A 23,646-nucleotide genomic window follows, 5' to 3' on the forward strand; every position below is an offset into this window, starting at 1 on the left:
TCAATGTCTGGTCCGTAACTTGGGACAGAAGTTAGGCCCAACCGATATTAACTGATCGATTGCAGAATGGCCTAAATTAACATGATAAAAACAAACAATAATTCGTTTAATTAAGTATTTGTTTGACCTCTTATAATAGCGTTTCGATAAAGTGATCAGGCACAACAAAAAAAGCGGCTTTTTTGATTGCATCATATCAAACCACAATCACAATGAACGCCAGTTATCTCGGATCAGTATTTCTGGCGAGCGATTTCGGTATGAGCCAACTCAATATTTTGCGCAAAGCCGTACGAAGATCGTTATTTACATCTTTGGCAGTCTCCGTTGTTCTGAGCCTTGCATATTTGACGACAGCTACAGCTCAAGACACGAGTTTGGACGAATTCTGGTCGCTCACCGAGTTTATCGCGCTGAATAAAAAACAACGGTCTGCCGCAGAAGGCTTTGCGCAGCGCGTGTCGGCGCCGGCGATCCCGCTGGAAACCAAAGTCAATCCGGTTAATGTCGCAATCATATATCCTGGCAGCCAGGCATCAGATTATTGGCGCCGCAGTCTCGCGTCGTTTGAAGCGCGGATGGACGAGATTGGTCTCCCTCACAAGATCGAGTCTTATTTTTCCGGATCATCATCGGATGCGGGCAGCCAGGCCGCGCTGATCACACAGGCTCTGGCGAACAATCCGGATTATCTGGTTTTCACTCTGGACGTCCTGCGCCACAAGCCGATTGTTCAACGTCTCATCGCCCGAGGAAAACCTAAAGTCATCCTTCAAAACATTACGACACCACTGAAGGTTTGGAAGGAACGGCAGCCCTTTCTTTATGTCGGTTTCGACCATGTCGCCGGTACCCAGCTTCTCATCGACCACTACAAGACCAAGCTCGGCCAAAAACAGGACTTTGCAATTCTGTTCGGGCCTCGCGGATACGTCAGCCGAGCCCGGGGCAACACTTTCTTGCAGGCTTATTCAGATCCGGAAGCCATGAACCTCAAGGCCTCCTACTACGTTGGGTATGACCGGGAAAAATCGCGGCAGGCGACAGAAAGCATTCTTCAAGACCATCAAAACCTATCGTTCATCTATGCGTGCTCAACTGACATCGCTCTCGGGGTCATGGACGCCATCGCAGCAAGCGGCAACCAAGGAACCGTCAGAACCAACGGATGGGGTGGAGGCGCCGCCGAACTGGATGCCATTCTGGAAGGAAAGCTGGATGTCACGGTAATGCGGATGAACGATGACAACGGTGTTGCCATGGCTGAGGCGATCGTGTTGGACCAGACAGGAAACAGTGACCAGATCCCGGTGGTGTTTTCCGGCGAGTTCGCGCTTGTCACCAAGGATAACTCTACTGAAGATATTCAAGAATTGAAGGCGCGGGCCTTCCGGTACTCAAAATGAAGACAAAAGGTGTGAAGTTCAGCTGGTTGGTCGGAGGCCTGTTTGTGGTCGGCCTCATGGCAACTGCTGTTGCGCTTTTTGGCATCACCTACCTTGGAAGTTTGTCCGTCGCTGAGTTGGAAGCTGAACGCAATGCAAAGCGCGAACAGTCGCTCACGACTTTGGTATTCGAGTCCTATTTGAAGGACATCGAAAGCCAGCTGCGTACGATTGCCCTGAACGATGATTTCATTCAGTCGGTTATTGATTACGATGCCCGGAAGGCTGCAAGGATCATGGAGGTCGTCGGCCAAAATGCATCGGCTGTCGTCCCTGACGTGCTTATACTCGATCATGAACGGCAGATGGGATGGCTGAATTCCAGTCTTGCCCTTGTTGACGTCGGTTCCGTGCTACCGGGACAAACTCTGAGAACGATGCCACCAGATGTTTGGCGGTTCTACAGCGACGACAGCACCGAGCCGGCAACGAAACTCACGGTCATTTCAATACCAGTGGTGTATCCCGAAACCGGCCGCGTCATCGCCCGACTTATCGGAGGGACTCTGATCAACGATGCTTACTCTCTCCTCGACAACCTTTCAGGCGTTCTTGGTACCGGAGATATTGCGATCATCTCCGGGACTACAACGCTGGCCTCTTATGGAAAATTCGCTAATGGCGAAGAACTCTCAGATACGCTTAATGAACTCGGAGACCAGGCATTCCGCCTCGATGATGGAACACTGACATCCAGCAATGTCCTCTTGGACGAAATTGGCACAGACCCAATTCGGATCATCGCACAATCCAAAAGCGACATTGTCGAAAATATAGAATCCACCTATCTGGACATCTTCTTTCCATTTCTTCTTTACATTGGGATTGCGTCGTTTTCAGCCGCATTCCTGATCAATCAGTTTACCGCCGCAAACCTCAACGCTCTCGTGGATTACGCTGGTGGACGGGCAGCTAAGGGGTCAGGCGACAAGTACGAACCCGGCCGGATTGCAGAATACAACCGCCTCGGCACACTCTTTGACAGCGCCTTTGATGCCGTTCAAAGAACCAATGCCCAGTTCCGCGAACTTATTGACGGATCGCTGCAAGGGATTGTGATCCATTCCGATGCCAAGATCCTTTACGTCAATGACGCGCTGCTCAAAATCCTCGGATACGAGCCGGGTGATGCGGACAGGCTGATTGGTCAATCGATTTGGGATATCTATGCTCCCGAAGAGCATGAGCGCATGCGAACCTATCGCCGCATACGGCAAGAGGGTGGCATCGCGCCGGCCGTTTATGAAGTCTTGGGCAGAGCAGATTCAGGAGAGCCGGTCTGGCTTGAGCAACATGTTCGCATGACCACCTGGAACGGCGTCACCGCCATTCACAGCACGATCACAGACATTACGGAACGAAAGGAACAAGAAGAGCTCATTGAGAAACATGCAAACTATGACGCTCTTACCGGTCTACCGAACCGCAATCTGTTCAGAGACCGTCTGCGCCAAAGTCTCGTCCACGGAGACAGGACAGAAAAGGCCGGCGCGGTACTTGTTGTCGATGTGGACAGATTCAAGACGGTGAATGATCTCCATGGCCATGATCTCGGCGATCCGATCTTGCGTGAGGTTGGCAATCGTATTCGGGAAACCGTTGACCCCAGCAATACAGTATCCCGCCTTGGCGGTGATGAGTTTGCCGTGCTCCTGACTGACACCGAAGATGACTGGGAGACAGAAAGGGTCGCCCAGAGAATCTTAGGCGCTGTTTCCAAAAGAATTGATGTCGGCAACGGACAGGATGTGGTTTTGACGGCCAGTATCGGCATTTCTGTCTTTCCGCTGGACGGCTTTACAGATATCGCGCTTTTGAAACAGGCCGAATCCGCCATGCATCAAACGAAGACCGATGGCGGCAATGCTTTCCGGTTCTTCTCAAAGCAAACGAATGATCGAATGACGCGGGCACTGATGCTCGAATCCGCTCTTCGAAAAGCCATCGAGAATGATACGATTGAGATCTATATCCAACCGATCATCAATTGCGCCACTGGTACTGTGTCTGGTTGCGAAGCCCTCGCGCGATGGACCGATCCTGAACTCGGCTTTGTGTCGCCGGGAGAGTTCATTCCCGTCGCTGAAGAAACGGGCTTGATTGTCCCACTTGGAAAGCTTGTTCTGAAAAAGGCCTGCACATTCTTTTCGGACTGCCGTGCGCACGGCCACAATCTTCAGAGTATCGGGGTGAACATATCGCCGCGCCAATGCCGGGAAGACGGCTTTGTTGACCTCTTGGAATCCACTCTCGACAACGCGGGCATGCGGCCGGACCAGCTGACATTGGAGATCACTGAGAGCGTTATGTTCGATGATAGCCAAATCGATCCGGTTGCCATCATGATGGCTATCAAGACCCTGGGCATCAAACTGTCACTTGATGATTTCGGGACTGGATACTCATCCTTGAGCTATCTCAAGCGACTGCCGATCGATACCCTCAAAATCGACCGCTCCTTCATTAAGGATATTGAGACCGACACTGACGATCAGGCGCTGGTCAGTGCCATTGTGACCATGGCAAATGCGTTGTCGATCGGTGTGGTCTGTGAGGGCGTGGAGACCCGCAAACAGAACACCATTTTGATGCGCATGGGGTGCCGTCAGATTCAGGGCTTTTACTTCGGCAAACCAATGCCAAGAGAAGATTTCTTCCAATTCCTGGCCGAAGAACCGTTTAAGACCGAACTGCAATTGAAGGTCAGTTAGACCCACGTCAACACGTTGACCTGTCCGCTTGGGGCACAAAAAAACGCAGGTACCGACTGGCACCTGCGTTTTCTATTAAAGAAGCTTTTGAAGCTTATTCGGCGTCTTTCGGGATTTCCTGACCGGTTTCCTGGTCAACAACCTTCATGGACAGGCGGACCTTCCCGCGCTCGTCGAAGCCCATGAGCTTGACCCAGACCTTGTCGCCTTCCTTGACCACATCGGTGACCTTGGCAACTTTTTTCGGAGCCAGCTGGGAGATATGCACCAGGCCGTCTTTCGCGCCGAAGAAGTTGACGAACGCGCCGAAGTCAACGCATTTCACAACAGTGCCTTCGTAGATCACGCCAACTTCCGGCTCAGCTGCAATGGAGTTGATCCAGTTGACAGCCGCCTTGATGGCTTTGCCATCGGAAGAGGCGATCTTGACGGTGCCGTCGTCCTCGATGTTGACCTTCGCGCCGGTCTTCTCAACGATCTCGCGAATGACCTTGCCGCCCGAACCGATGACTTCACGGATCTTGTCGACCGGGATCTTCATCATTTCGATGCGCGGAGCGTGTTCACCAAGCTCGGACCGTGCTTCGGTGATGGCATTTGCCATTTCGCCGAGGATGTGGATCCGGCCGCCCTTGGCCTGCTCCAGAGCAACCTTCATGATCTCTTCGGTGATACCGTCGATCTTGATGTCCATCTGCAGCGCGGTGATGCCGTTCGCAGAACCAGCCACCTTGAAGTCCATGTCACCGAGGTGATCTTCATCGCCCAGGATGTCGGACAGGACCGCGAAACGATCGCCTTCCTTGATCAAGCCCATGGCGATACCGGCAACCGGTGACTTCAGCGGAACGCCTGCATCCATCAGCGACAGGGAGGTGCCGCAAACGGTTGCCATGGAGGACGACCCGTTGGATTCGGTGATTTCGGAAACAACCCGCAGGGTGTACGGGAACTCATGGTGCGCCGGAAGCATCGGGTTGATCGCGCGCCACGCCAGCTTGCCGTGACCGATTTCGCGGCGTCCCGGGGAGCCCATGCGGCCGGTCTCACCGACAGAGTACGGCGGGAAGTTGTAGTGCAGCATGAAATGAGACTTCACGGTGCCTTCCAGAAGATCGATGAACTGCTCGTCTTCACCGGTGCCGAGGGTCGCAACAACAAGACCCTGTGTTTCACCGCGGGTGAACAGGGAAGAGCCATGCGCACGCGGTAGAATACCGACTTCCGAGGAAATCTGGCGAACAGTGGAGAGATCGCGGCCGTCGATGCGGGTGCCGGTGTCCAGAATGCCGCCGCGGACGATTTCCGCTTCCAGCTTCTTGAACTGCTCACCGAGGACGTTCGCCTCGACCGCTTCACCTTCGGCAGCGTTGGTGATCAGCGCCTCGACAACCTTGGCCTTGGCCGCATCAACCGCGTTCTTGCGCTCGGTTTTTGCTGTGATCTTGTAAGCGGCGGCGAGATCGTCAGCCGCGATTGCCTTGACTTTGCCGAACAGTTCGGAATGGTCGGCCGCAGTAAATTCGCGCGGCTCTTTCGCGCCGGCTTCCGCCAGCTTGATGATCGCGTCGATGACGGTCTGGAAGCCCTTGTGGCCGAACATGACCGCACCGAGCATTGTTTCTTCGTCAAGTTCCTTGGCTTCGGACTCAACCATCAGAACCGCATCGGAGGTTCCAGCGACAACCAGATCCAGAGCGGATTCCGGCATGTCGTCGACCAGCGGGTTCAGAACGTATTCGCCGTTGATGTAACCAACGCGTGCGCCGCCGATCGGGCCCATGAACGGAACGCCAGACAGGGTCAAGGCAGCAGAAGCTGCGACCATGGCCAGGATGTCCGGTGCATTTTCCATGTCGTGCGACAGGACGGTAATCACGACCTGCGTGTCGTTTTTGTAACCGTCAGCAAACAGCGGGCGGATCGGACGGTCGATCAAACGGGATGTGAGGGTCTCGTGCTCGGACGGACGGCCTTCGCGCTTGAAGTAGCCACCCGGGATCTTACCGGCGGCGAATGCCTTTTCCTGGTAGTTCACGGTGAGCGGGAAAAAGTCTTGGCCGGCCCGCGGCTCTTTGGCGGAAACAACGGTCGCCAGGACCTTGGTTTCACCGTAGGTCGCCATAACGGACCCATCAGCCTGACGGGCAACCTTACCCGTTTCGAGAATGAGCGGACGTCCGCCCCAGTCGACTTCTACACGATGAATATCAAACATCATCTGTCCTTAACATAGCCTGTCTGCCCCGCCGCTATTCCTCAGCGGTCCATCTGGGGCAAACACATTCCCGGTCGGCCCCGGATGGGCCGGTTACCGGCGGACAGGTCATGGGCAAGACGGCAAGTATCTTTTCAGTGAAATCGAAAAGACGCTGGCAATCCTGCCCCATGACATGTCACGAGGTTTCTATAGAGCGTTTGCTGCCAAAAGGGAAACACTCAAAGGCCTAAGGAACTCAAGAAAAAGCCCTTTGGCAAAAAGAAAAACGCGGCGGGCAAGCCCACCGCGTTGATCAAGTCTAAAACAAGCCTTAGCGGCGAATGCCAAGACGCTCGATGAGGGTCTTGTAACGCTCTTCGCTTTTGCCACGCGTGTAGTCCAGAAGGGACCGGCGCTGCGCAACCATCTTCAGAAGACCGCGGCGGGAGTGGTTGTCCTTGCCATGACCTTTGAAGTGTTCGGTGAGGTTGTTGATCCGCTCGGTCAGGATCGCGACCTGTACTTCCGGAGAACCGGTGTCGCCTTCCTTGGTGGCGTATTCTTTGATGAGCTCAGCTTTGCGCTCTGCAGTGATCGACATCGCTCTTCCTTTCAAGAGGTGGGGCCCGTTGACCGGGCGCGTTGACATGCCGGATTTCCGGCCTGATCCCTCCTGCGCCAGAGCCAAGATGTCGGTCAGCAAAGGTTTTGAAGGGACGTTTTGAGCTTCAATGCCCAATGGCGGCGGAATATGACGGAAAACCTTACGAAAATCCAGAAGAATCTCAAGTGGTGTCCCAGATACGCCAATCAGAGAAGTTCATTGAACGCACGACTGACCCGGTTAGTCAGTTTTTATTCCGCAAGCTCATCTTCAATCAGGTTTGCCGCTGCCAGTCCGGTCAGGTATGCGCCGTGGGTCGTGCCATGAAAATCGAAGGTTGCGTGCTCGCCGGCAAAAAGGATGGTATTGGCAACAGGCGTTGCAAAACGGTCAAAATCGGCTGGCGTGTTTCCGACCGCAGAATAGGAATACGCGCCGAACGTATGCGGGTCTTTCGACCAGCGTGTTGCCATATGACCAATCGGCGCAGGAATGTCTTCACCGAACATCGCGCGGAGCGCACCCATGCAATCGCTGATCATATCGGGATCGCTCATTGCCTCGGCAACAAACGGATAATCGCCAACACTCACGCCCAGCAGGATGTTTTCAGGGCTGAAGGTGCGGTAATTTAGAAAGTAATTCCAGCGCCCTTTTGGTTCGCTCATGTAGCCAAGATACTGAACGTCTTCGGGCCAAAATGGCTGCTCAAACTTCAGCGCCAGTTTGGTGACACTCCCAAAGCCAATTTCGTTGATGCTTTTCTGATGTGCCTTGGGAAGGGGCGGGTCAAACGCGATCATGCCTTTCTTGAGAACTCCAAGGGGCACGGTACAAATCACGAAATAGGATTCGAATGCTCCCTTTGACGTGTAGACGGCGGCCCCATCGCCTTCTTCATATTCGATCGCTTCAACAACCGTATCAAAACGAACGTCCAGACCGTCCGCGAGGCTCTTTGGGATCTGATCGTAACCCTTTGTCACGATAACATCCGCCCCATCATATTCATCGTCCTCATCGAAATAGTAGGCGGACAGTTTTTCAATGGGTCCGCCGGTAGAGAACTCCGTGTAGGCACTCATCATCCAGCGAAGCACCGGATTCGGCAGGCTATCCTTGGAGACACGGCGGATTGCCTCAGACAGCGGCTGATCATTGTCGAACGTATCGTCAATGCGCTTATAGAGGCGCATCAAGTCACGGTACTTGGAGTTGATCGTGGATCTCGAAACAGCAGCGCCATCTTGGGCATAGACCTGATGGCTTTCATCCGATGTAATGTAAGTCGGCGCGTCGATCGCATCTGCGAGTTTTGAAACCGGATTTCCCTCAGGCCTGTGGATCCAGCCGGCACCGACCTCAAATGGCGCGCCCAAAGACCAATCTGTCCGGATCCGCCCACCGACGGCAGACGTCGCCTCCAGGACAACAACCGCGTATCCAAGATCCTGGAGTCGCCTTGCTGCAGCGAGGCCTGCAATTCCGGCCCCAATCACAATCACATCGAAGTCGTCGTTTTGGGCTTTCGCTAAACTTGCATGCAGAAACGGCGAAGTTAGCGCCAAAGCAGCACCAGTTTTCAGCACTTGGCGCCGCGTTGCCCGCCCGCGAGTATCCGTAAAGATCTTCCGCCCGCGCTTCATAGTGCCCTCCACCCGGTCGTTGCCGTTTGTGCCTGGGCATCATGGCACGGTTTAGCCGAAACGTCAGGCTGTGATCGCAGGCTTGGCCCTAAAGATGAAACACCCGGCTCGGCTGAAAGCGGCCCTTTTCGATCGCACCGATGGCGACGGGAACACTTGCGTGGCTGGCAAAGGCGACATCACAGTTCAACGGGGCGTCCCGGCCACGCAGGAGCACAGCCATGCCCTTTTTGATCTTGGCTGCATCGTCATCCGAGACAGTGACTTCGACCAACTCATCCATCGCTTCGCGGACCGGCAAGACAAATTCTTCGACCAGGTCATCGACACCCGCACCTTCTTCAAGCTCTTCTGCCATCTGAAGGATTTCGTCAAGCTCGATCAGATCCCCTTCACCGAATGGCCCAACTAGAAGACGGCGCAGTTCGGTCACATGGCCGCGTGTGCCAAGACGCCGGCCGATGTCCCGAGCCAGCGCCCGCACATAGGTGCCCTTGCCGCACTCCGCTTCAAAAACAGCCCGGTTTTCATCGACACAGGCGACCAGATCAAGCCGGTGCATATCAATTGGCCGGGCTTCCAATTCGACCTCTTCACCGTCACGGGCGAGATCATAGGCCCGCTCGCCTGCGACCTTGATCGCGGAAAATTTGGGCGGAACCTGCATGATTTCGCCGATGAATTCCGGGAGAACGGCCTTGATCGCATCTGCATCCGGACGCACATCCGATGTTGCAACGACCTCACCTTCGGTGTCATCGGTGTTGGTTTCCGCGCCCCATGTCACCTCGAACCGGTAAACCTTGCGTCCGTCCATCACAAAGGGAACGGTCTTGGTCGCTTCCCCGAAGGCCACCGGCAGCAGGCCAGAGGCCCGCGGATCCAAAGTGCCTGCATGCCCGACCTTTTGCGGTGAAAAGATCCGCTTGATCTTGCCGAGGGCCTCGTTGGACGTGATGCCGAAGGGCTTGTCCAATACCAGCCAACCGTTGATCGTGTTCTTTTTTCTTTTGAATTGCTGTTTGCGGGCCATTTTTTCTTCTTGTTCGTAACGCGTCTGTCCACCCTGGGATCATCACTGCCTAACGTGACGCCCTATAGGCTTTCCAAGCAATTCACTGATCTTCCTGCGGACCGTCCAGATCCCGAGCAACATCCGGAGAATGAAGAAGCGTGTCGATGCGGTCGTCATCGTCAAAGCGCGTATCCAGGACAAAGCGCAGATCGGGCATGTATTTCATTGTCAGCCGGCGGGAGACCTGACCTCGGAGATATTTTGCGCTCCGGTTCAAGGCCTTCTCAACCTTTTCGGCATTCACACCGCCCAGCGGCATCACGAGGCAAGTCGCCAAACGCAGATCCGGTGTCATGCGGACTTCCGGGATCGTGATGATGACGCCGTCGAGGTCCGGATCGGAAAACCGGCCGCGTGTGAAAATGTCTGACAGCTCCTTACGGACCGTTTCACCCACCTTCAGCTGGCGCTGCGATGGTCCCTGACTGTCCTGTCCAGAATGTTTCGCCATTTCAATTCCTAACGAGCCGTCGAGGCTCCAAATGCAAGGGCGCCGGCGTGACCTTGAAGTCCCGCCGGCGCGCATCTTTTCCAATCAGTAACCGGCGATCAGAGCGTACGTTTGATGTGCTCGACGCGGAAACACTCGATAACATCGCCCGGACGCATGTCCTGGTACTTGGTGAAGTTCATGCCGCATTCCTGACCGGATTCGACAGACTTGACCTCGTCCTTGAAGCGCTTGAGCGTGCCCAACTCGCCTTCGTGGATGACCACGTCGTCGCGGATGAGGCGGACTTGCGCGCCGCGCTCCACAACGCCCTCGGTAACCAGACAGCCCGCAACCTTGCCGACCTTGGAGATGTGGAAGATCTCTTTGATCTCCGCATTGCCAAGGAACGTCTCGCGGCGCTCTGGCGACAGAAGGCCGGACATGGCAGCCTTGATGTCGTCGACGAGATCATAAATCACGTTGTAATAACGGATCTCGATGCCGTCACGCTGAGCCGCTTCACGTGCCTGCTTGTTGGCACGCACGTTGAAGCCAAGGATCGGTGCTTTGGATGCCGCCGCCAGCGTGATGTCGCTTTCCGTGATGCCGCCCACGCCGGACAGCAGAATGCGCGCACCGACTTCGTCTGTTCCAAGCTCGTTCAACGCATGTGCAATGGCTTCTGCAGACCCCTGCACGTCGGCTTTCAGAACCAGCGGGAACTCCTTGCGGCCCGTTTCCTGCAGACGGTTCATCATTTGCTCAAGCGAGCCACGTGTCCCAGATGCAACGACAGATGCCTTCTCGCGGATCTGGCGCTGACGATAGTCGGTGATCTCACGGGCACGGGCTTCGTTTTCAACCACTGCAACCATGTCACCGGCAGCCGGCGTTCCCTGGAAGCCGAGGACCTCGACCGGTTTCGCCGGGCCAGCTTCACTGACCTGCTTGCCATTTTCGTCAAGCATCGCGCGGACACGGCCCCACTCGGAACCGGCAACCAGAATGTCACCCGGCTTGAGAGTACCCTTCTGCACCAGAACAGTCGCAACCGGACCACGGCCACGATCGAGCTGTGCTTCGATGACGATACCTTCCGCGGTCCGATCCGGGTTGGCCTGAAGTTCCAGAACTTCGGACTGCAACAGGATCATTTCCAGAAGCTTGTCGAGGTTTTGACCGGATTTGGCCGAGACCTCAACGTCGATGACGTCACCACCCATGGATTCAGTAACGATCTCTTCGCTCAGAAGCTCCGTACGAACCCGGTTCGGATCTGCATCGGGCTTGTCCATCTTGTTGATGGCGATGATGATCGGAACATCCGCTGCCTTGGCGTGCGCAATCGCTTCCTTGGTCTGCGGCATGACGCCATCGTCGGCGGCAACCACCAGGATCACAATGTCGGTCGACTTCGCGCCGCGGGCACGCATCTGGCTGAACGCCGCGTGGCCCGGGGTATCGATGAAGGTGATCTTGTTGCCGTCCTGCTCGACCTGATAGGCACCAATGTGCTGAGTGATGCCACCTGCTTCACCGGTTGCCACTTTGGCCTTGCGGACAGCATCCAGAAGCGATGTCTTACCATGGTCAACGTGACCCATGATGGTCACGACCGGCGGACGCGGTTGCAAGGTGCCCTCATCGTCGTCCGAAGAGAAGAGACCTTCTTCAACATCGGCTTCAGAAACACGCTTAACCGTATGGCCCATTTCTTCAGCGATGAGTTCGGCCGTATCGGCGTCAATTACATCGTTGATCTTGAGCATTTGGCCTTGCTTCATAAGAAGCTTGATCACGTCAACAGCGCGCTCTGCCATACGGTTGGCGAGCTCCTGGATGGTGATCGCTTCCGGAAGCGTGACTTCCCGCATGACCTTCTCGCGAACAACCTGCTGCTGGCCGCGCTTTGCCTTTTCCTGACGGCGGCGCATGGATGCAAGCGAGCGTGTCCGCTGCCCATCGTGACCACCGGTCGCGGCAGAAATCGTCAGCTTCGAACGGCGGCGATCGTCGCCACCCTTCGGACGTGCCGGAGCCGGAGCCGGGGCCTGTTTGGGACGTTTAACCGCGCGCAGGTTTTTGTTGGCTGCGCCGCGATCATCTGCACCAGCGGCCGGACGCTCTTCCGGTTTCGGGCTGGCCGGAGTTTCTGTCTTCCGGCGGCCCATGTCATTCAGGTTGCGCGGCTTGCTGTCGTCGCGGCCCGGCGCTTTGCGGACTTCGCGGCGCTGAGCTGGACGTTCTTGCGGCGCAGCCTTTGCGGCAGGCGCTTCAGCCGGAGCTTCTTCAACTTTCGGAGTTTCGGCAACCTTTGCCTGCTCCGCAGCTGCCTGAGCTTCTTCGGCTTCGCGTTTTTGCCGCTCTTCGGCTTCTGCCTTGGCGCGAACTTCTTCTTCCTGCTTGCGCTGAGCTTCTGCGGCGGCGCGGCGCTTGGCCTCTTCCTCGCGGAGCTTGGCTTCTTCAACCTCGCGCTCCTTGGCCATCAGCAGTGCAGCCTGACGCGCTTTCGCTTCTTCAGGCGTCAGCGTGCGCAGCACATTGCCATTGCCTTTTTGCCGTTGTCCGCCACCTGGCTTGCGCCCCTGGCGGGCAGCCGTTGCGTCCGGCTTGCGCGGCGGCACCTCGGAAGGTGTTTCAAGGCGTTGCGTAACCGGAGCCGGAGCTTCCGGTTTCGGCTCTTGGCCCGGCAGGACGACACGGCGTTTCTTCTTTTCCACGACGACGGCCTTTGACCGGCCATGCGAAAAGGACTGGCGAACAGTTCCTGAATCGCCACCACCACGCTTTAGGCCAAGCGTCTTGCCACGCTCAACGCTGATTGTCTTGTCGCCCGGATTTTTCGTATCGCTCATATTGCCTTCAGTCCTGCGCAACCGCCCTGCTATGCGTTGCTCTTTTCGTCGTCTGCGACGGAATAGCCGCGAAAACGCTCCAAGTCACGTACCCGTGACAGGAAATTTTCGCTGGCCTGCCCCGCAAGCAGTGCAGCATGTATCACATTTGACCGGCCCAATGCCAAATCCAATTGGTCCGAATCGAACAAACGGACGATTTGGCATCCGTTTGCTTCTTCATTTCTACCCGCGGCCACGGCCGCCAGTTTCCGTACCCCGTCTTCCGCAGCATCCGAGGCATGGATCAGTCCTGCGACGGGATCCCGCCGCAAGGCTGCGTCAACTTTCGAATAACCGGTGATCAGCTCGCCCGCCTTGCGCGTCATGGAAAGCGCCTGAAGCGCACTTTTTTCCATGAGCGCATCGACGCGCTCGGCCAATCCAGGTTCGACGCTGACTTCGGTCTTGAAGCCCCGGCCAAACACTTTCTTCCGGTCTTTCTCGGCAACAGAGACGACATCGCTCGACGCTGTTACCCATACACCGCGCCCCGGCAGAACCCTTTTCAGATCCGGAACAACCTGACCCTCTGGATCAAGCACAAACCGGATCAGCGAGCTGACGGGCTGAACCTCCCGGGTGACGGCGCATTGCCGTTCGGTTGGCTCATTCTTCCTTGGCACGCTGCCACTCCTCTCGATCAACCATGCGCCCGATGCTCAGGCAGAGACGCAAACCGCGTTGACCACTTTCAGTCTTGTTTGAGCGGTCGCCGCCAAGGCGTTACCGCTCACTAGAGGCACTCGGCCTCGTAAGTCCAGCCGATGGAATTATCCGTTCAGGATCGCACCGGCCGGTGCTTCCTCAACGGTTTCCTCTTCAGCTTCGATCTCTTCCGATTCCGCGTCCTCGTCTGCCATTTGAGCAGCGAGTTCTTCTTCGGTAATCCAGCCGGCCGCCAGACGGGCTGCCATTACCATGTTTTCCGCATCGGCGCGGGAAACATCATAAGCGGACAGCGCACCATCATATCGCTTGGTCTCGCCATCTTTGCGCTCGGTCCAACCAACCAGATCGTCCGCAGCGCAACCGGCAAGGTCTTCCATCGTCTTGACGTCGTCTTTGCCGAGAGCCACCAGCATAGCGCTTGTCAGACCATCAATCGAGCGCAACTCGTCTGAAACGCCGAGTTCGATCCGCTCTTCATCGAGCTTTGCTTCCAGCTCATTCAGATAGTCACGGGCGCGCGCCTGGATTTCAACTGCCGTGTCGTCGTCAAAGCCTTCGATCATGGAGATTTCTTCGATCTCCACATAGGCGACCTCTTCAACAGATGTGAACCCTTCTGTCGCCAGCAACTGACCAACCATTTCATCAACATTGAGGGCGTCCATGAACAGTTGAGACCGTTCCTGGAATTCCTTGCTGCGGCGCTCGGATTCTTCCTGTTCTGTCATGATGTCGATCGCCCAGCCGGTCAACTGGGATGCCAGTCGCACATTCTGACCACGGCGTCCGATCGCCAATGATAGTTGGTCATCCGGAACGACAACTTCAATACGCTCGGCATCCTCATCGAGAACAACCTTGGCAACTTCGGCCGGCTGCAGCGCGTTGACGATGAACGTGGCTGCCTCGTCATTCCATGGAATAATGTCGATCTTTTCGCCCTGAAGCTCGCCAACAACGGCCTGCACACGGGAACCACGCATACCCACACACGCACCAACCGGGTCGATGGAGCTGTCTTTCGAGATTACAGCGATCTTTGCGCGGGACCCTGGGTCACGAGCGACAGATTTGATCTCGATGACACCGTCATAGATTTCCGGGACTTCCTGGGCAAACAGCTTGGCCATGAACTGCGGATGGGTCCGGGACAGGAAGATCTGCGGACCGCGTTGCTCGCGGCGCACGTCGTAAATGATTGCCCGGATACGGTCGCCCGTGCGGAAGATCTCACGCGGGATCAGCTCATCGCGGCGAACAATCCCTTCGCCCCGGCCAAGATCGACAATGACGTTGCCGTATTCCGCCCGCTTGACTACCCCGTTGATGACTTCGCCAACACGGTCCTTGAATTCGTCATACTGACGATCACGCTCTGCTTCGCGAACCTTTTGAACGATAACCTGCTTTGCAGACTGAGCGGCAATGCGGCCGAAGTCCAGCGGCGGCAACGGCTCGGCGATGAAATCACCCAGACCGGCTTCCGGATTGCGCGCTGTGGCATCGTCCAGAGAAATCTCGGTGGAGACGTTCTCGACAGCTTCCACAACCTGAAGCAGACGCTGCAATCGGATATCCCCGGTTTTCGGATTAATCTCTGCGCGAACTTCCGTTTCCGTGCCATAACGCGAGCGGGCTGCCTTCTGGATGGCATCTTCCATTGCATTGATGACGATCATCCGGTCGATCGACTTTTCCCGAGCAACTGCGTCCGCAATTTGCAGCAGTTCAAGCCGGTTTGCGCTGATTGCCATAATCCACTCCTCTTGCGCCAAGGGTCGGGTCGGGCGCGTTCATCCAAGTGCCAACGAGCTCAGGCTCAGTTCGGCGTGTTATCCTGTGTCAATTCATCGGCGCTCTCGCCGCGTGCGGCCAAGGCCGCCTTTTCGGCCTGAAGAGCTGCCGTAATCAAGTCATCGGTCAAGACCAGTTTGGCTTCGCCAATATCTTCCATCGGAAGCAGAACAGTATCTGCTTCACCTTCGGGAGCATCAGGCAAACGCATTTTTGCCGACGCACCCTCAACGCCGAGAAGCGTTCCGCGGAACCGCTTGCGGCCATCTTGCATGACGTCCATCTCGACTTTCATTTCGTGACCGGCCCAGCGGTCAAAATCACCGGCGCGCACAAGCGGCCGATCAATGCCGGGAGACGACACTTCAAGGTGATACGCCCGGTTGATCGGATCTTCGACATCCAAAGCAGGCGACACAGCCCGGCTGATTGTTTCACAATCATCCACCGTCATGGTGCCGTCCGGGCGCTCGGCCATGATCTGCAGCGTGCATCCGTTTGCCGCGCTGATCCTGGTGCGCACGAGCCGGTAGCCGAGATCTTCAATAACCGGCTCAACAATTGCCGCAACACGGGCATCAAGCCCTTGTTCGGTGACAATTCTCGGTTCTTGGTCGCTCAATACCCGGCTCCATTCTGCCAATTTGAGGCAGTTTTGTTTCAGTTGGGCATCGAGCTTAGAGATAAACTCAGGCGCTGCCCGGCAATATCACATTCGGTTTCCGGCATGGGGTTAAGCAAAAAAGAGCGGGTCCCCGGCGGGCCCACCCTCAAGAGCTCATATAAGCCGTTTGAGATGAAACACCGGCTGTATAACGCCAAACACCCCTCAAAGGCAAGGGGCTTGGGGTGAATGCTGGAAAAGAGTCTGCATTTGCCCGGCAGTCACTGCTCCAGCTGACACTGCTCTGGTACAGGCTCTACCGCCTTAAGAAGGTGAGATACCGGCCAATGCGCCCCTCACGGATCGCCTTGGCCTCATACCGTGTGCCGGGCCAACCTTCCCAAGGGGTTTTCCAGTCAGACGCGGTTTCCGCGGCCCAGTCAAAGGCCGGATGGTCGCGGCAATGGCGCAGTGTCCAATCGATGTAGGTGTCGATGTCGCTGGCAAACCGGAATTCGGCTCCAGGCTTCAAGGCGCGTGCATACCGATCAAGGTTCTGTCCGTTGATAAAACGCCGCTTCCAATGGCGCTTCTTTGGCCACGGATCCGGATAAAGCTGGTATGCGAGATCGAGCGAAGCTTCCGGCATCCAATCTAGGACATTGACCGCATCGTCGTCATAAAGCCGAACATTTTGGAGGTTTTCATCCGTTACGGCAGCAACGGCTTTTGCCATGCTTCCAACAAACGGCTCTATGCCTATGAACCCGGTTTCCGGATTGGTCCGGGCCCGGTGCAACAAATGCTCACCACCGCCGAAGCCCACCTCCAAACAGACAGATGTAACCTTTGCCTTGAAGAGGTCCTTCAAGTCGGCAGGCGGCGGCGTTGTAAGATCCAGGGAAAGCTCCGGCAGAACATCTGCCATGAGCGCTTCCCGGCGCGGGGTGAGCGGCTTGCCTTTCCGGCGTCCAAAAAAAGAACCTTCGTATCGATCATTCATTGCTTCAAACCAAATCGCCGGCCTCAAAGGCCGGCGATCTTCATTCTTGTGAGTGGACCTTTCTGGGTCCGGCTTATCCTGCAAGCGAGCGCAGTTCGTCAACCAGGTCTGTTTTTTCCCAGCTGAACCCGCCATCGGCATCCGGCTGCCGGCCAAAGTGACCATAGGCTGCGGTGCGCTCATAAATCGGATTGTTCAGTTGCAAATGCTCGCGAATGCCGCGCGGGCTGAGGCCCATTACGTCGCGCAGCGCTGTTTCCAATTTGGCTTCGCCGCACCGGCCAGTGCCGTGGAAATCGACGTAGACCGACAAAGGATCGGACACGCCAATTGCGTACGACAACTGGATCGTGCACCGATCGGCCAAATCGGCCGCGACAACGTTCTTTGCCAGATAGCGGGCGGCGTAGGCTGCAGACCGGTCAACCTTTGTCGGATCCTTACCGGAGAACGCGCCACCACCGTGTGGGGCAGCGCCGCCGTAAGTATCGACGATGATCTTGCGGCCTGTCAGACCTGCATCGCCATCCGGACCGCCAATAACGAACGCGCCCGTCGGATTAACATGCCAAACTGTTTCATCCGTGACCCAGCCGTCCGGTAAGGAGGACAGGATGTAGGGCTCGACGATTGCTTTGACATCAGGCGAGGTGAGCGCCGGGTCCAAATGTTGCGTCGACAGGACGATGGACGTGACACCGACCGGCTTGCCGTTTTCGTAGCGAACAGTCACCTGGCTCTTCGCATCCGGACCAAGCACCGGTTCCTTGCCGGTTTTACGGGCTTCTGCCAGCGTTTTCAGGATCTTGTGTGAAAAGAGAATTGGCGCCGGCATCAACTCTTCGGTCTCGCGGCATGCGTAACCGAACATGATGCCCTGATCGCCCGCACCCTCATCCTTGTTGCCGCCGGCATCAACGCCTTGAGCGATGTGAGCAGACTGGGCATGCAAATGCACAGCGATATCGCAGTCTTCCCAATGGAAGCCGTCCTGCTCATAGCCGATGTCTTTGACGGCCATACGCGCCAAATGCGCGATGTATTCGTTGGTGATGGTCGCAGGCCCGCGGGTTTCACCGGCAATCACGATCCGGTTGGTGGTCGCCAGCGTCTCAGCGGCAACACGGGCCTCAGGCATTTCTTTGAGGTAGGCATCTACAACCGCGTCAGAAATACGGTCGCAAACCTTGTCTGGATGACCTTCGGAGACGGACTCAGACGTGAACAGGTAATTTTGACGTGCCATTGGCGATCGTCCTTCTGGGAATGAATACAAAGAAGCGGCGATTACGATCGCCGCTTCAGGTGCCATCAATCTAAGAAGTTTGGGGCCACGTCAAGAAGATGGTTGTTTTTATTATTCGTCGCCGGCGAGGGATCTGACCAGATCAACAATGCGGCGGCGGACCTTCGGGTCTTCTATGCGCACAAATGCCTTGTTGAGAGACAGACCTTCCGACGAGGAAAGGAAATCCACGACGTAAGACGTGGGTTGGGTTTCGCCAAAGCCTTCAGCTTCTTCCGGCGTTCCAGGCGCATCTTCAAAAAAGAAGGAAACCGGTACTTTCAGAATAGTTGCGATATGCTGCAACCGGCTGGCGCCAATGCGATTGGTGCCTTTTTCGTATTTCTGGATCTGCTGGAAAGTGATGCCTAGCGCTTCGCCAAGTTTTTCTTGGCTCATTCCGAGCATCATGCGGCGCAAGCGCACGCGGCTTCCAACATGGATATCGATTGGATTAGGTGATTTCTTACTGGGCATTGGCGTTATTCTTTCTGAGTCATTTGGCTTTTTGCAGCCAATATTTTTTATTTGGCGCAAGCCCAATCAGGTCCCCACAAACCTGAAAAGAAGAAAGTTTGCCCGCAACTTCCCGCTTACGCCTACGTTAGCTTTCAATCAGCTATGTCACGGTTGTATCACAATTCTTTCACTCAACTCAAACAAAAAATATCAATTTAGACGGGAATTGCGGTTGTATCGATGAATACTGGTCAAAATTACAATAATTACCGAAATGATTAGTATCGGAGTATCCAGAAATGTACCGTAAATCGTTTCCGGTTCTCGCACAGGTAGCCGAGCATCAATCACACCCCGTTCAAATACCGGAAGTTTAGTCACCACACGCCCCAACCCATCTATCACACCGGATATTCCGGTGTTGGCGGCGCGGATTGTGGGCAGGCCCGTTTCGATAGAACGCAGCCGAACCTGCGCAAAGTGCTGGTAAGGACCTGGTGTCCGGCCGAACCACGCATCGTTGGTCAGATTGAGAAGAAACGCAGGTCTCGGTGCCACACCAGCAGTTTCAGCCGGGAATATTGCCTCGTAGCATATCAGTGGCAGAAACTGGTACTTGTCCATTGCTGACAAGGGGCGCCGCACGTCTCCAGCCTCAAAACCTGCACCGGGACCTGCCAGATTGCTGATACCCAGTTTATCCAGCAATGGGCGGAACGGGACATATTCACCGAACGGGACCAGGCGCACCTTGTCGTAAAGCCCGCGCACGGTCCCATCATTTCCGATCAAATAGATGCTGTTGAAATAGACTTGGCCGATTTCGCCTGGCTCTGCCCGGACCGCGCCGACCGCCAGCTCTTTGTTCTGCCCAAGCGCTGCCGAGATCCGATGCAAGGCACCAGGCTCCCTCGTGAGCAGGAACGGTACCGCAGACTCGGGCCAGACCACCAGCTGTGGTGTTCCAACCCGCCCCTCCCCGCCAAGCGGCGCTTCTGTCAAATCAAGGTAGGTTTGAAAAATCTCGTCGCGCAGCTCCGGCCGCCACTTGTCCTGCTGGTTGATTGAAGGCTGAACGATCCGGATATCCAGATCTTCGTACACAGTGGTATCAGGCGCCAACCGATATACGCCATAGGTCGCCATAAGAACCAGAACAGCTGCTGCCAAACCAACAGGCAAGACGCGCAGCGGGAGTGGCCTGCTGTCCGCGAGCGCAGCCGGCGCTGCAAAGATGCTCCACGCCAGAAACGTCAGACCGTATATACCCAGAACGCCGGCCGTTTGAGAAAGAGCCAGACTTTCTGAAAAAGCATAACCGTAAGAGTTCCAGGGAAATCCGGTCAGGATCGTTCCTTTGAGCCAGTCGGCAAGCGTCATCGCTGCTGCCAGGAGCAGCACCCGGGTCCTGGAGTCCCCCCAAAGTGCCGCCGCAATGGCTCCGGCGAGGCCCGTGAACAGAGCCAAGCCAAGCGGCATGGCTACAACGGCAAACGGCATCAACCAGGCAAACTGTTCGGCATCGACCAGAAAAGCCGAGCCAATCCACCAAAGACCGGAGAGATAGTATCCAAAGCCAAACAACCAACCGAGCGCAAACCCGGTGCGCAGCCGCTTGAATACGCCGCTCCGGTTTGTCTCCAAAGCCCCATCCAGGAGCCAAACGAATCCGGGAAAGGTTAGAAAAAGGATTGGAAAGAGACCATATGGCGGTAGGGCAAAGGCTGAAGCGCTGCCACACAAAAAGCACAGCAACCGACGTCGCCATCCCCAAGCGAGCAGAAACGTGTTTGGAATGACGGAAAGCTTCTGAAAAAGCGGGCTCATATGGATCCGATTCGCTGCAAAAACGTTGGCAGATTTGTCTGCTAGCAGCGAGCCGGTCAACCCTTTCCACGGCGCAGCGCTCGACCGCCAAACGCCAAGCCTAGTCCATCAGGGTCCCGAGCGACCAAATTTTAGGATGCGATTGGCCGCTGTTCTTTGTTTTCTGGCGCATCTTGATCGGTCTCGGACGGGTCGGTTTCAGGACGTTTCAAACGGCGCCTGACTTCCGGCGACCGAACTTCAGCGCGCCGACGGCGAATCTTCAAGCGTTTGATCCGCCTCGGATCCGCATCCATGACTTCAAACTCATAGCCCGGCACGTCATCCACGAGCACAAGCTCGCCGCGCACCGGCACGCGGCCAACCGTGACGTAGAGCAATCCGCCGAGCGTATCGACATCTTCGGATATCTCACCGTCGCTCAACTGTGTTCCAAGGGCCTCATCGAGATCTTCAAGCGGCAGCCTTGGATCCGCGATCCAAATGCCGTCACCGGCATCTGCAAGCATCGCTTCTTCGTCTTCGTCGTGCTCATCCTCAATGTCGCCGACAACTTCTTCGACGAGATCCTCCAGGGAGACCAAACCGTCCGTGCCGCCATATTCGTCGATCACAAGCGCCATCTGGATCCGGCCAGCCTGCATTTTCGCCATCAGGTCCGTTGCCGGCATGGAAGGTGGAACAAAAAGCAGGTTCCGAATGAGGTTTGCATCCCGGAGCGAAATCGACAAATCGACCGACGACAGATCGAGATCTGAGGAATTATGACCAGGTGCTGGCGCCACGATGGTCAGGCGTTCGGTGTCCCCGGACTGACCGAGCGTATCTGACCTGTTTACACTCGAACCTGCCCCTTGTTCGGCTATGAAGGCCATCAGGTCCTTGATGTGAACCATGCCACGCGGATCGTCGAGCGTGTCCTCGTAAACCGGCATGCGGGAGTGCCCGCTGTTTCGGAACAGCTCCATAACCCGGCTAAGGCTCGTGCCTAGGTCGACCGCTTCAATGTCGGCCCTTGGGATCATGACATCGTCAACACGCTTTTCACGCAAACGAAGAATGTTCCCAAGAAGCATGCGTTCCTCAGGCGAAAATGCTGTATCTCCCGCCCCTTCGCGGGCGAGTTCATCTTCCAGATTTTCACGCAAGTTGGATGTGTCGCGCCCCAAGCGGAGAAGCCGTTTGAGCGAGGAGAAGAATGCCGCAGGTTTCTGCGGCCTGGTCTGTTGCGGGTCTTCCCCGTCCTGCGCCGTTCCGTGCTGGGCGGAATCCGCCTCGCCACCGGAACTGTTTGGTTCAACTGCGTTCATCATCTATCGTTTCAGGACCCTGAAGCAACGGGTCATACCCCTACTGTCCCTTTAATCGCCATCGGCTTCAAGTGGCCGGCCAGCATAAGGATCATCAATACCCAAACCGGCCAATATGGCCGTTTCCAAGCTTTCCATCAGTTCAGCTTCGTCTTTCTCTTGATGATCATAATCGAAAAGATGAAGCAATCCATGAACAGTGAGATGGGTAAGGTGATTGTTAAATTCAATTCCCAGTTCTTCTGCTTCTTTGGCCACTGTCTCATAGCCAAAAACTATGTCGCCGAGCAGAGGGCCGTACACATCATCCTGAGGGTTGCTGCCGGGAAAGGACAACACATTGGTCGGTTTGTCCTTGTCCCGCCACTGATGATTCAGTTTGCGGATCCCCTCATCATTTGTGAAGAGCAGTGACAGCTCGGTTTCTTCCAGAACTTCAAGATCCGCGCCTTTTATTCCAGCAGCAATCGCGGTTTGCGCCAGTTTGATCAACGCGGCCTCATCCGGCCAATCACCGGCCTCAACCGCGATATCAATCAAAACCTCTTCAGGCGCATGTTCAGCTTTGGTCACAAAAGCCCCTTCAGGAAGCCGCTGCGCTGTTGCGCGGCCGGCGATCCTGATCTTCGCTTTCGCCTTGGCGGGCCGCAAACTGGCGTTCACGTGCCTGTGCTTCTTCGCGCGAAGCATTATCGTAAGCCGTGACAATCCGGCCGACCAACTCATGGCGAACAACATCGGTTTCGTTGAACCGGATATGTGCAACCGCAGGAATATCGGTCAGCAGACCCAGAGCTTCACGCAAGCCGGATTTCTGGCCCGAGGGCAAGTCGATCTGGCTCGGGTCGCCGGTCACGATCATCTTTGATCCCTCGCCCAGCCGGGTCAGAAACATTTTCATTTGCATCGATGTCGTGTTCTGCGCTTCATCGAGCAAAACAACGGCGTTTGACAACGTACGTCCGCGCATGAACGCGAGTGGCGCGACCTCGATCATTCCGGATTGTAGTCCGCGATCAACTTTTTCAGCCGGCATCATTTCATAAAGCGCGTCATAAATCGGCCGGAGATACGGGTCGACCTTGTCTTTCATTTCTCCCGGCAAGAAGCCCAGACGCTCACCGGCTTCAACTGCAGGCCGGGACAGGATCAAACGCGCCACATCGCCGCGTTCCAATAGCGCAGCCGCGTAGGCAACCGCGAGGAACGTCTTACCAGTTCCAGCCGGGCCGGTACCGAAAATCAGATCCGCCCGGTCCATGGACCGGATATAGGCATCCTGTGTTGGCGTGCGCGCCACAATGGTTTTCCGGCGCGTCGCGATTTGTGCGAACGCCAACCGGGATTTCGGCTCAAGGGTCGGCAACGGCAGCTGGGCTTCGTTGGCCGCCGCCATACGCAAAGCACCATCGACATCGCCTGGATGAATTTCCTGCCCCTGCAACAAGCGCTGATAAAGGGCTTCCAATGCCGCCCGGGCTTGGGCACAGCCGGCTTGCGACCCCTTCAGCGTCACCTGATTGCCGCGTGCAATCGCGTCCACGCCGAGGCGTTGCTCTATTAAGGCAAGGTTCTGATCGAACTGGCCAAACAGATCGCCGATCAAACGATTGTCTTCAAAAGCGAGAACGATGTGGGTCATGTCGGAAGCCGAAGCGGCTTCATCAGAAAGCCTGCGGGAAGA

The 23,646-nt window shown here is 56.0% G+C and carries 18 protein-coding genes; 2 read left to right on the top strand and 16 right to left on the bottom strand.

The genetic code is table 11. The features are described from left to right. Window positions 1-377: 377 nt before the first annotated feature. Window positions 378-1,406 carry a substrate-binding domain-containing protein gene (locus tag AC0J4F_RS03405; protein WP_473025401.1) on the top strand — a complete coding sequence of 343 codons (1,029 nt, stop codon included), beginning with the start codon at window positions 378-380 and terminating at the stop codon, window positions 1,404-1,406. Next, complete coding sequence (locus AC0J4F_RS03410; protein ID WP_473025402.1) at window positions 1,403-4,156, top strand: EAL domain-containing protein; 2,754 nt, start codon at window positions 1,403-1,405, stop codon at window positions 4,154-4,156. The genes AC0J4F_RS03405 and AC0J4F_RS03410 overlap by 4 nt, the downstream gene beginning before the upstream one ends. A gap of 94 nt (window positions 4,157-4,250) precedes the next feature. Here AC0J4F_RS03410 and pnp read toward each other — a convergent pair whose 3' ends face one another. From pnp to AC0J4F_RS03490, 16 genes are all read right to left on the bottom strand, one after another. Further along, window positions 4,251-6,374, bottom strand: a complete 2,124-nt coding sequence (pnp, locus tag AC0J4F_RS03415) for a polyribonucleotide nucleotidyltransferase (RefSeq protein ID WP_133949278.1) — start codon at window positions 6,372-6,374, stop codon at window positions 4,251-4,253. Between the two features lie 313 nt (window positions 6,375-6,687). Further along, window positions 6,688-6,957, bottom strand: a complete 270-nt coding sequence (rpsO, locus tag AC0J4F_RS03420) for a 30S ribosomal protein S15 (RefSeq protein WP_133949282.1) — start codon at window positions 6,955-6,957, stop codon at window positions 6,688-6,690. Between the two features lie 254 nt (window positions 6,958-7,211). Beyond that, window positions 7,212-8,606: a flavin monoamine oxidase family protein gene (locus AC0J4F_RS03425; RefSeq protein ID WP_473025404.1), complete on the bottom strand. Its 1,395-nt coding sequence runs from the start codon at window positions 8,604-8,606 to the stop codon at window positions 7,212-7,214. Window positions 8,607-8,694: 88 nt separating this feature from the next. Beyond that, window positions 8,695-9,639 carry a tRNA pseudouridine(55) synthase TruB gene (gene truB / locus AC0J4F_RS03430; RefSeq protein WP_473025405.1) on the bottom strand — a complete coding sequence of 315 codons (945 nt, stop codon included), beginning with the start codon at window positions 9,637-9,639 and terminating at the stop codon, window positions 8,695-8,697. Window positions 9,640-9,721: 82 nt separating this feature from the next. After that, window positions 9,722-10,132, bottom strand: coding sequence for a 30S ribosome-binding factor RbfA (gene rbfA, locus AC0J4F_RS03435; protein ID WP_473025406.1), 411 nt, complete (start codon window positions 10,130-10,132; stop codon window positions 9,722-9,724). 98 nt (window positions 10,133-10,230) lie between these two features. Next, window positions 10,231-12,969: a translation initiation factor IF-2 gene (infB, locus tag AC0J4F_RS03440; protein WP_133949290.1), complete on the bottom strand. Its 2,739-nt coding sequence runs from the start codon at window positions 12,967-12,969 to the stop codon at window positions 10,231-10,233. A gap of 29 nt (window positions 12,970-12,998) precedes the next feature. Next, window positions 12,999-13,634, bottom strand: coding sequence for an RNA-binding protein (locus AC0J4F_RS03445; protein WP_133949292.1), 636 nt, complete (start codon window positions 13,632-13,634; stop codon window positions 12,999-13,001). A 147-nt stretch (window positions 13,635-13,781) separates the two neighbouring features. Next, the gene (gene nusA, locus AC0J4F_RS03450) at window positions 13,782-15,434 is read right to left on the bottom strand and encodes a transcription termination factor NusA (protein ID WP_473025407.1); all 1,653 of its coding nucleotides are present in this window, start codon (window positions 15,432-15,434) and stop codon (window positions 13,782-13,784) included. A gap of 65 nt (window positions 15,435-15,499) precedes the next feature. Then, window positions 15,500-16,096: a ribosome maturation factor RimP gene (gene rimP, locus AC0J4F_RS03455; protein WP_133949296.1), complete on the bottom strand. Its 597-nt coding sequence runs from the start codon at window positions 16,094-16,096 to the stop codon at window positions 15,500-15,502. Window positions 16,097-16,394: 298 nt separating this feature from the next. Continuing rightward, on the bottom strand, window positions 16,395-17,081 hold the full coding sequence (gene trmB / locus AC0J4F_RS03460; protein ID WP_473025408.1) for a tRNA (guanine(46)-N(7))-methyltransferase TrmB: 687 nt from the start codon (window positions 17,079-17,081) through the stop codon (window positions 16,395-16,397). Window positions 17,082-17,154: 73 nt separating this feature from the next. Further along, a complete protein-coding gene (metK, locus tag AC0J4F_RS03465) occupies window positions 17,155-18,327 on the bottom strand; it encodes a methionine adenosyltransferase (protein WP_133949300.1) in 1,173 nt (390 codons plus the stop codon). A gap of 111 nt (window positions 18,328-18,438) precedes the next feature. Continuing rightward, window positions 18,439-18,843 carry a helix-turn-helix domain-containing protein gene (locus AC0J4F_RS03470; RefSeq protein ID WP_094073420.1) on the bottom strand — a complete coding sequence of 135 codons (405 nt, stop codon included), beginning with the start codon at window positions 18,841-18,843 and terminating at the stop codon, window positions 18,439-18,441. Between the two features lie 192 nt (window positions 18,844-19,035). Continuing rightward, a complete protein-coding gene (gene lnt, locus AC0J4F_RS03475) occupies window positions 19,036-20,652 on the bottom strand; it encodes an apolipoprotein N-acyltransferase (RefSeq protein ID WP_473025409.1) in 1,617 nt (538 codons plus the stop codon). A gap of 131 nt (window positions 20,653-20,783) precedes the next feature. Beyond that, window positions 20,784-21,965 (bottom strand): hemolysin family protein, encoded by a 1,182-nt coding sequence (locus AC0J4F_RS03480; RefSeq protein WP_473025410.1) that lies wholly within the window; start codon window positions 21,963-21,965, stop codon window positions 20,784-20,786. A gap of 48 nt (window positions 21,966-22,013) precedes the next feature. After that, the gene (gene ybeY, locus AC0J4F_RS03485) at window positions 22,014-22,535 is read right to left on the bottom strand and encodes an rRNA maturation RNase YbeY (protein ID WP_420339090.1); all 522 of its coding nucleotides are present in this window, start codon (window positions 22,533-22,535) and stop codon (window positions 22,014-22,016) included. Window positions 22,536-22,545: 10 nt separating this feature from the next. After that, a complete protein-coding gene (locus AC0J4F_RS03490) occupies window positions 22,546-23,604 on the bottom strand; it encodes a PhoH family protein (RefSeq protein WP_133949751.1) in 1,059 nt (352 codons plus the stop codon). Window positions 23,605-23,646 lie beyond the last annotated feature (42 nt).

The sequence above is a fragment of the Roseibium sp. R5 genome (assembly GCF_055755305.1).

Coding starts and splice junctions, on each gene's coding strand:
- AC0J4F_RS03410 (WP_473025402.1), top strand. CDS start 1,403: ATGAAGACAAAAGGTGTGAAGTTCAGCTGGTTGGTCGGAGGCCTGTTT.
- pnp (WP_133949278.1), bottom strand. CDS start 6,374: ATGTTTGATATTCATCGTGTAGAAGTCGACTGGGGCGGACGTCCGCTC.
- rpsO (WP_133949282.1), bottom strand. CDS start 6,957: ATGTCGATCACTGCAGAGCGCAAAGCTGAGCTCATCAAAGAATACGCC.
- AC0J4F_RS03425 (WP_473025404.1), bottom strand. CDS start 8,606: ATGAAGCGCGGGCGGAAGATCTTTACGGATACTCGCGGGCGGGCAACG.
- truB (WP_473025405.1), bottom strand. CDS start 9,639: ATGGCCCGCAAACAGCAATTCAAAAGAAAAAAGAACACGATCAACGGT.
- rbfA (WP_473025406.1), bottom strand. CDS start 10,132: ATGGCGAAACATTCTGGACAGGACAGTCAGGGACCATCGCAGCGCCAG.
- infB (WP_133949290.1), bottom strand. CDS start 12,969: ATGAGCGATACGAAAAATCCGGGCGACAAGACAATCAGCGTTGAGCGT.
- nusA (WP_473025407.1), bottom strand. CDS start 15,434: ATGGCAATCAGCGCAAACCGGCTTGAACTGCTGCAAATTGCGGACGCA.
- trmB (WP_473025408.1), bottom strand. CDS start 17,081: ATGAATGATCGATACGAAGGTTCTTTTTTTGGACGCCGGAAAGGCAAG.
- metK (WP_133949300.1), bottom strand. CDS start 18,327: ATGGCACGTCAAAATTACCTGTTCACGTCTGAGTCCGTCTCCGAAGGT.
- AC0J4F_RS03470 (WP_094073420.1), bottom strand. CDS start 18,843: ATGCCCAGTAAGAAATCACCTAATCCAATCGATATCCATGTTGGAAGC.
- lnt (WP_473025409.1), bottom strand. CDS start 20,652: ATGAGCCCGCTTTTTCAGAAGCTTTCCGTCATTCCAAACACGTTTCTG.
- AC0J4F_RS03480 (WP_473025410.1), bottom strand. CDS start 21,965: ATGATGAACGCAGTTGAACCAAACAGTTCCGGTGGCGAGGCGGATTCC.
- AC0J4F_RS03490 (WP_133949751.1), bottom strand. CDS start 23,604: ATGACCCACATCGTTCTCGCTTTTGAAGACAATCGTTTGATCGGCGAT.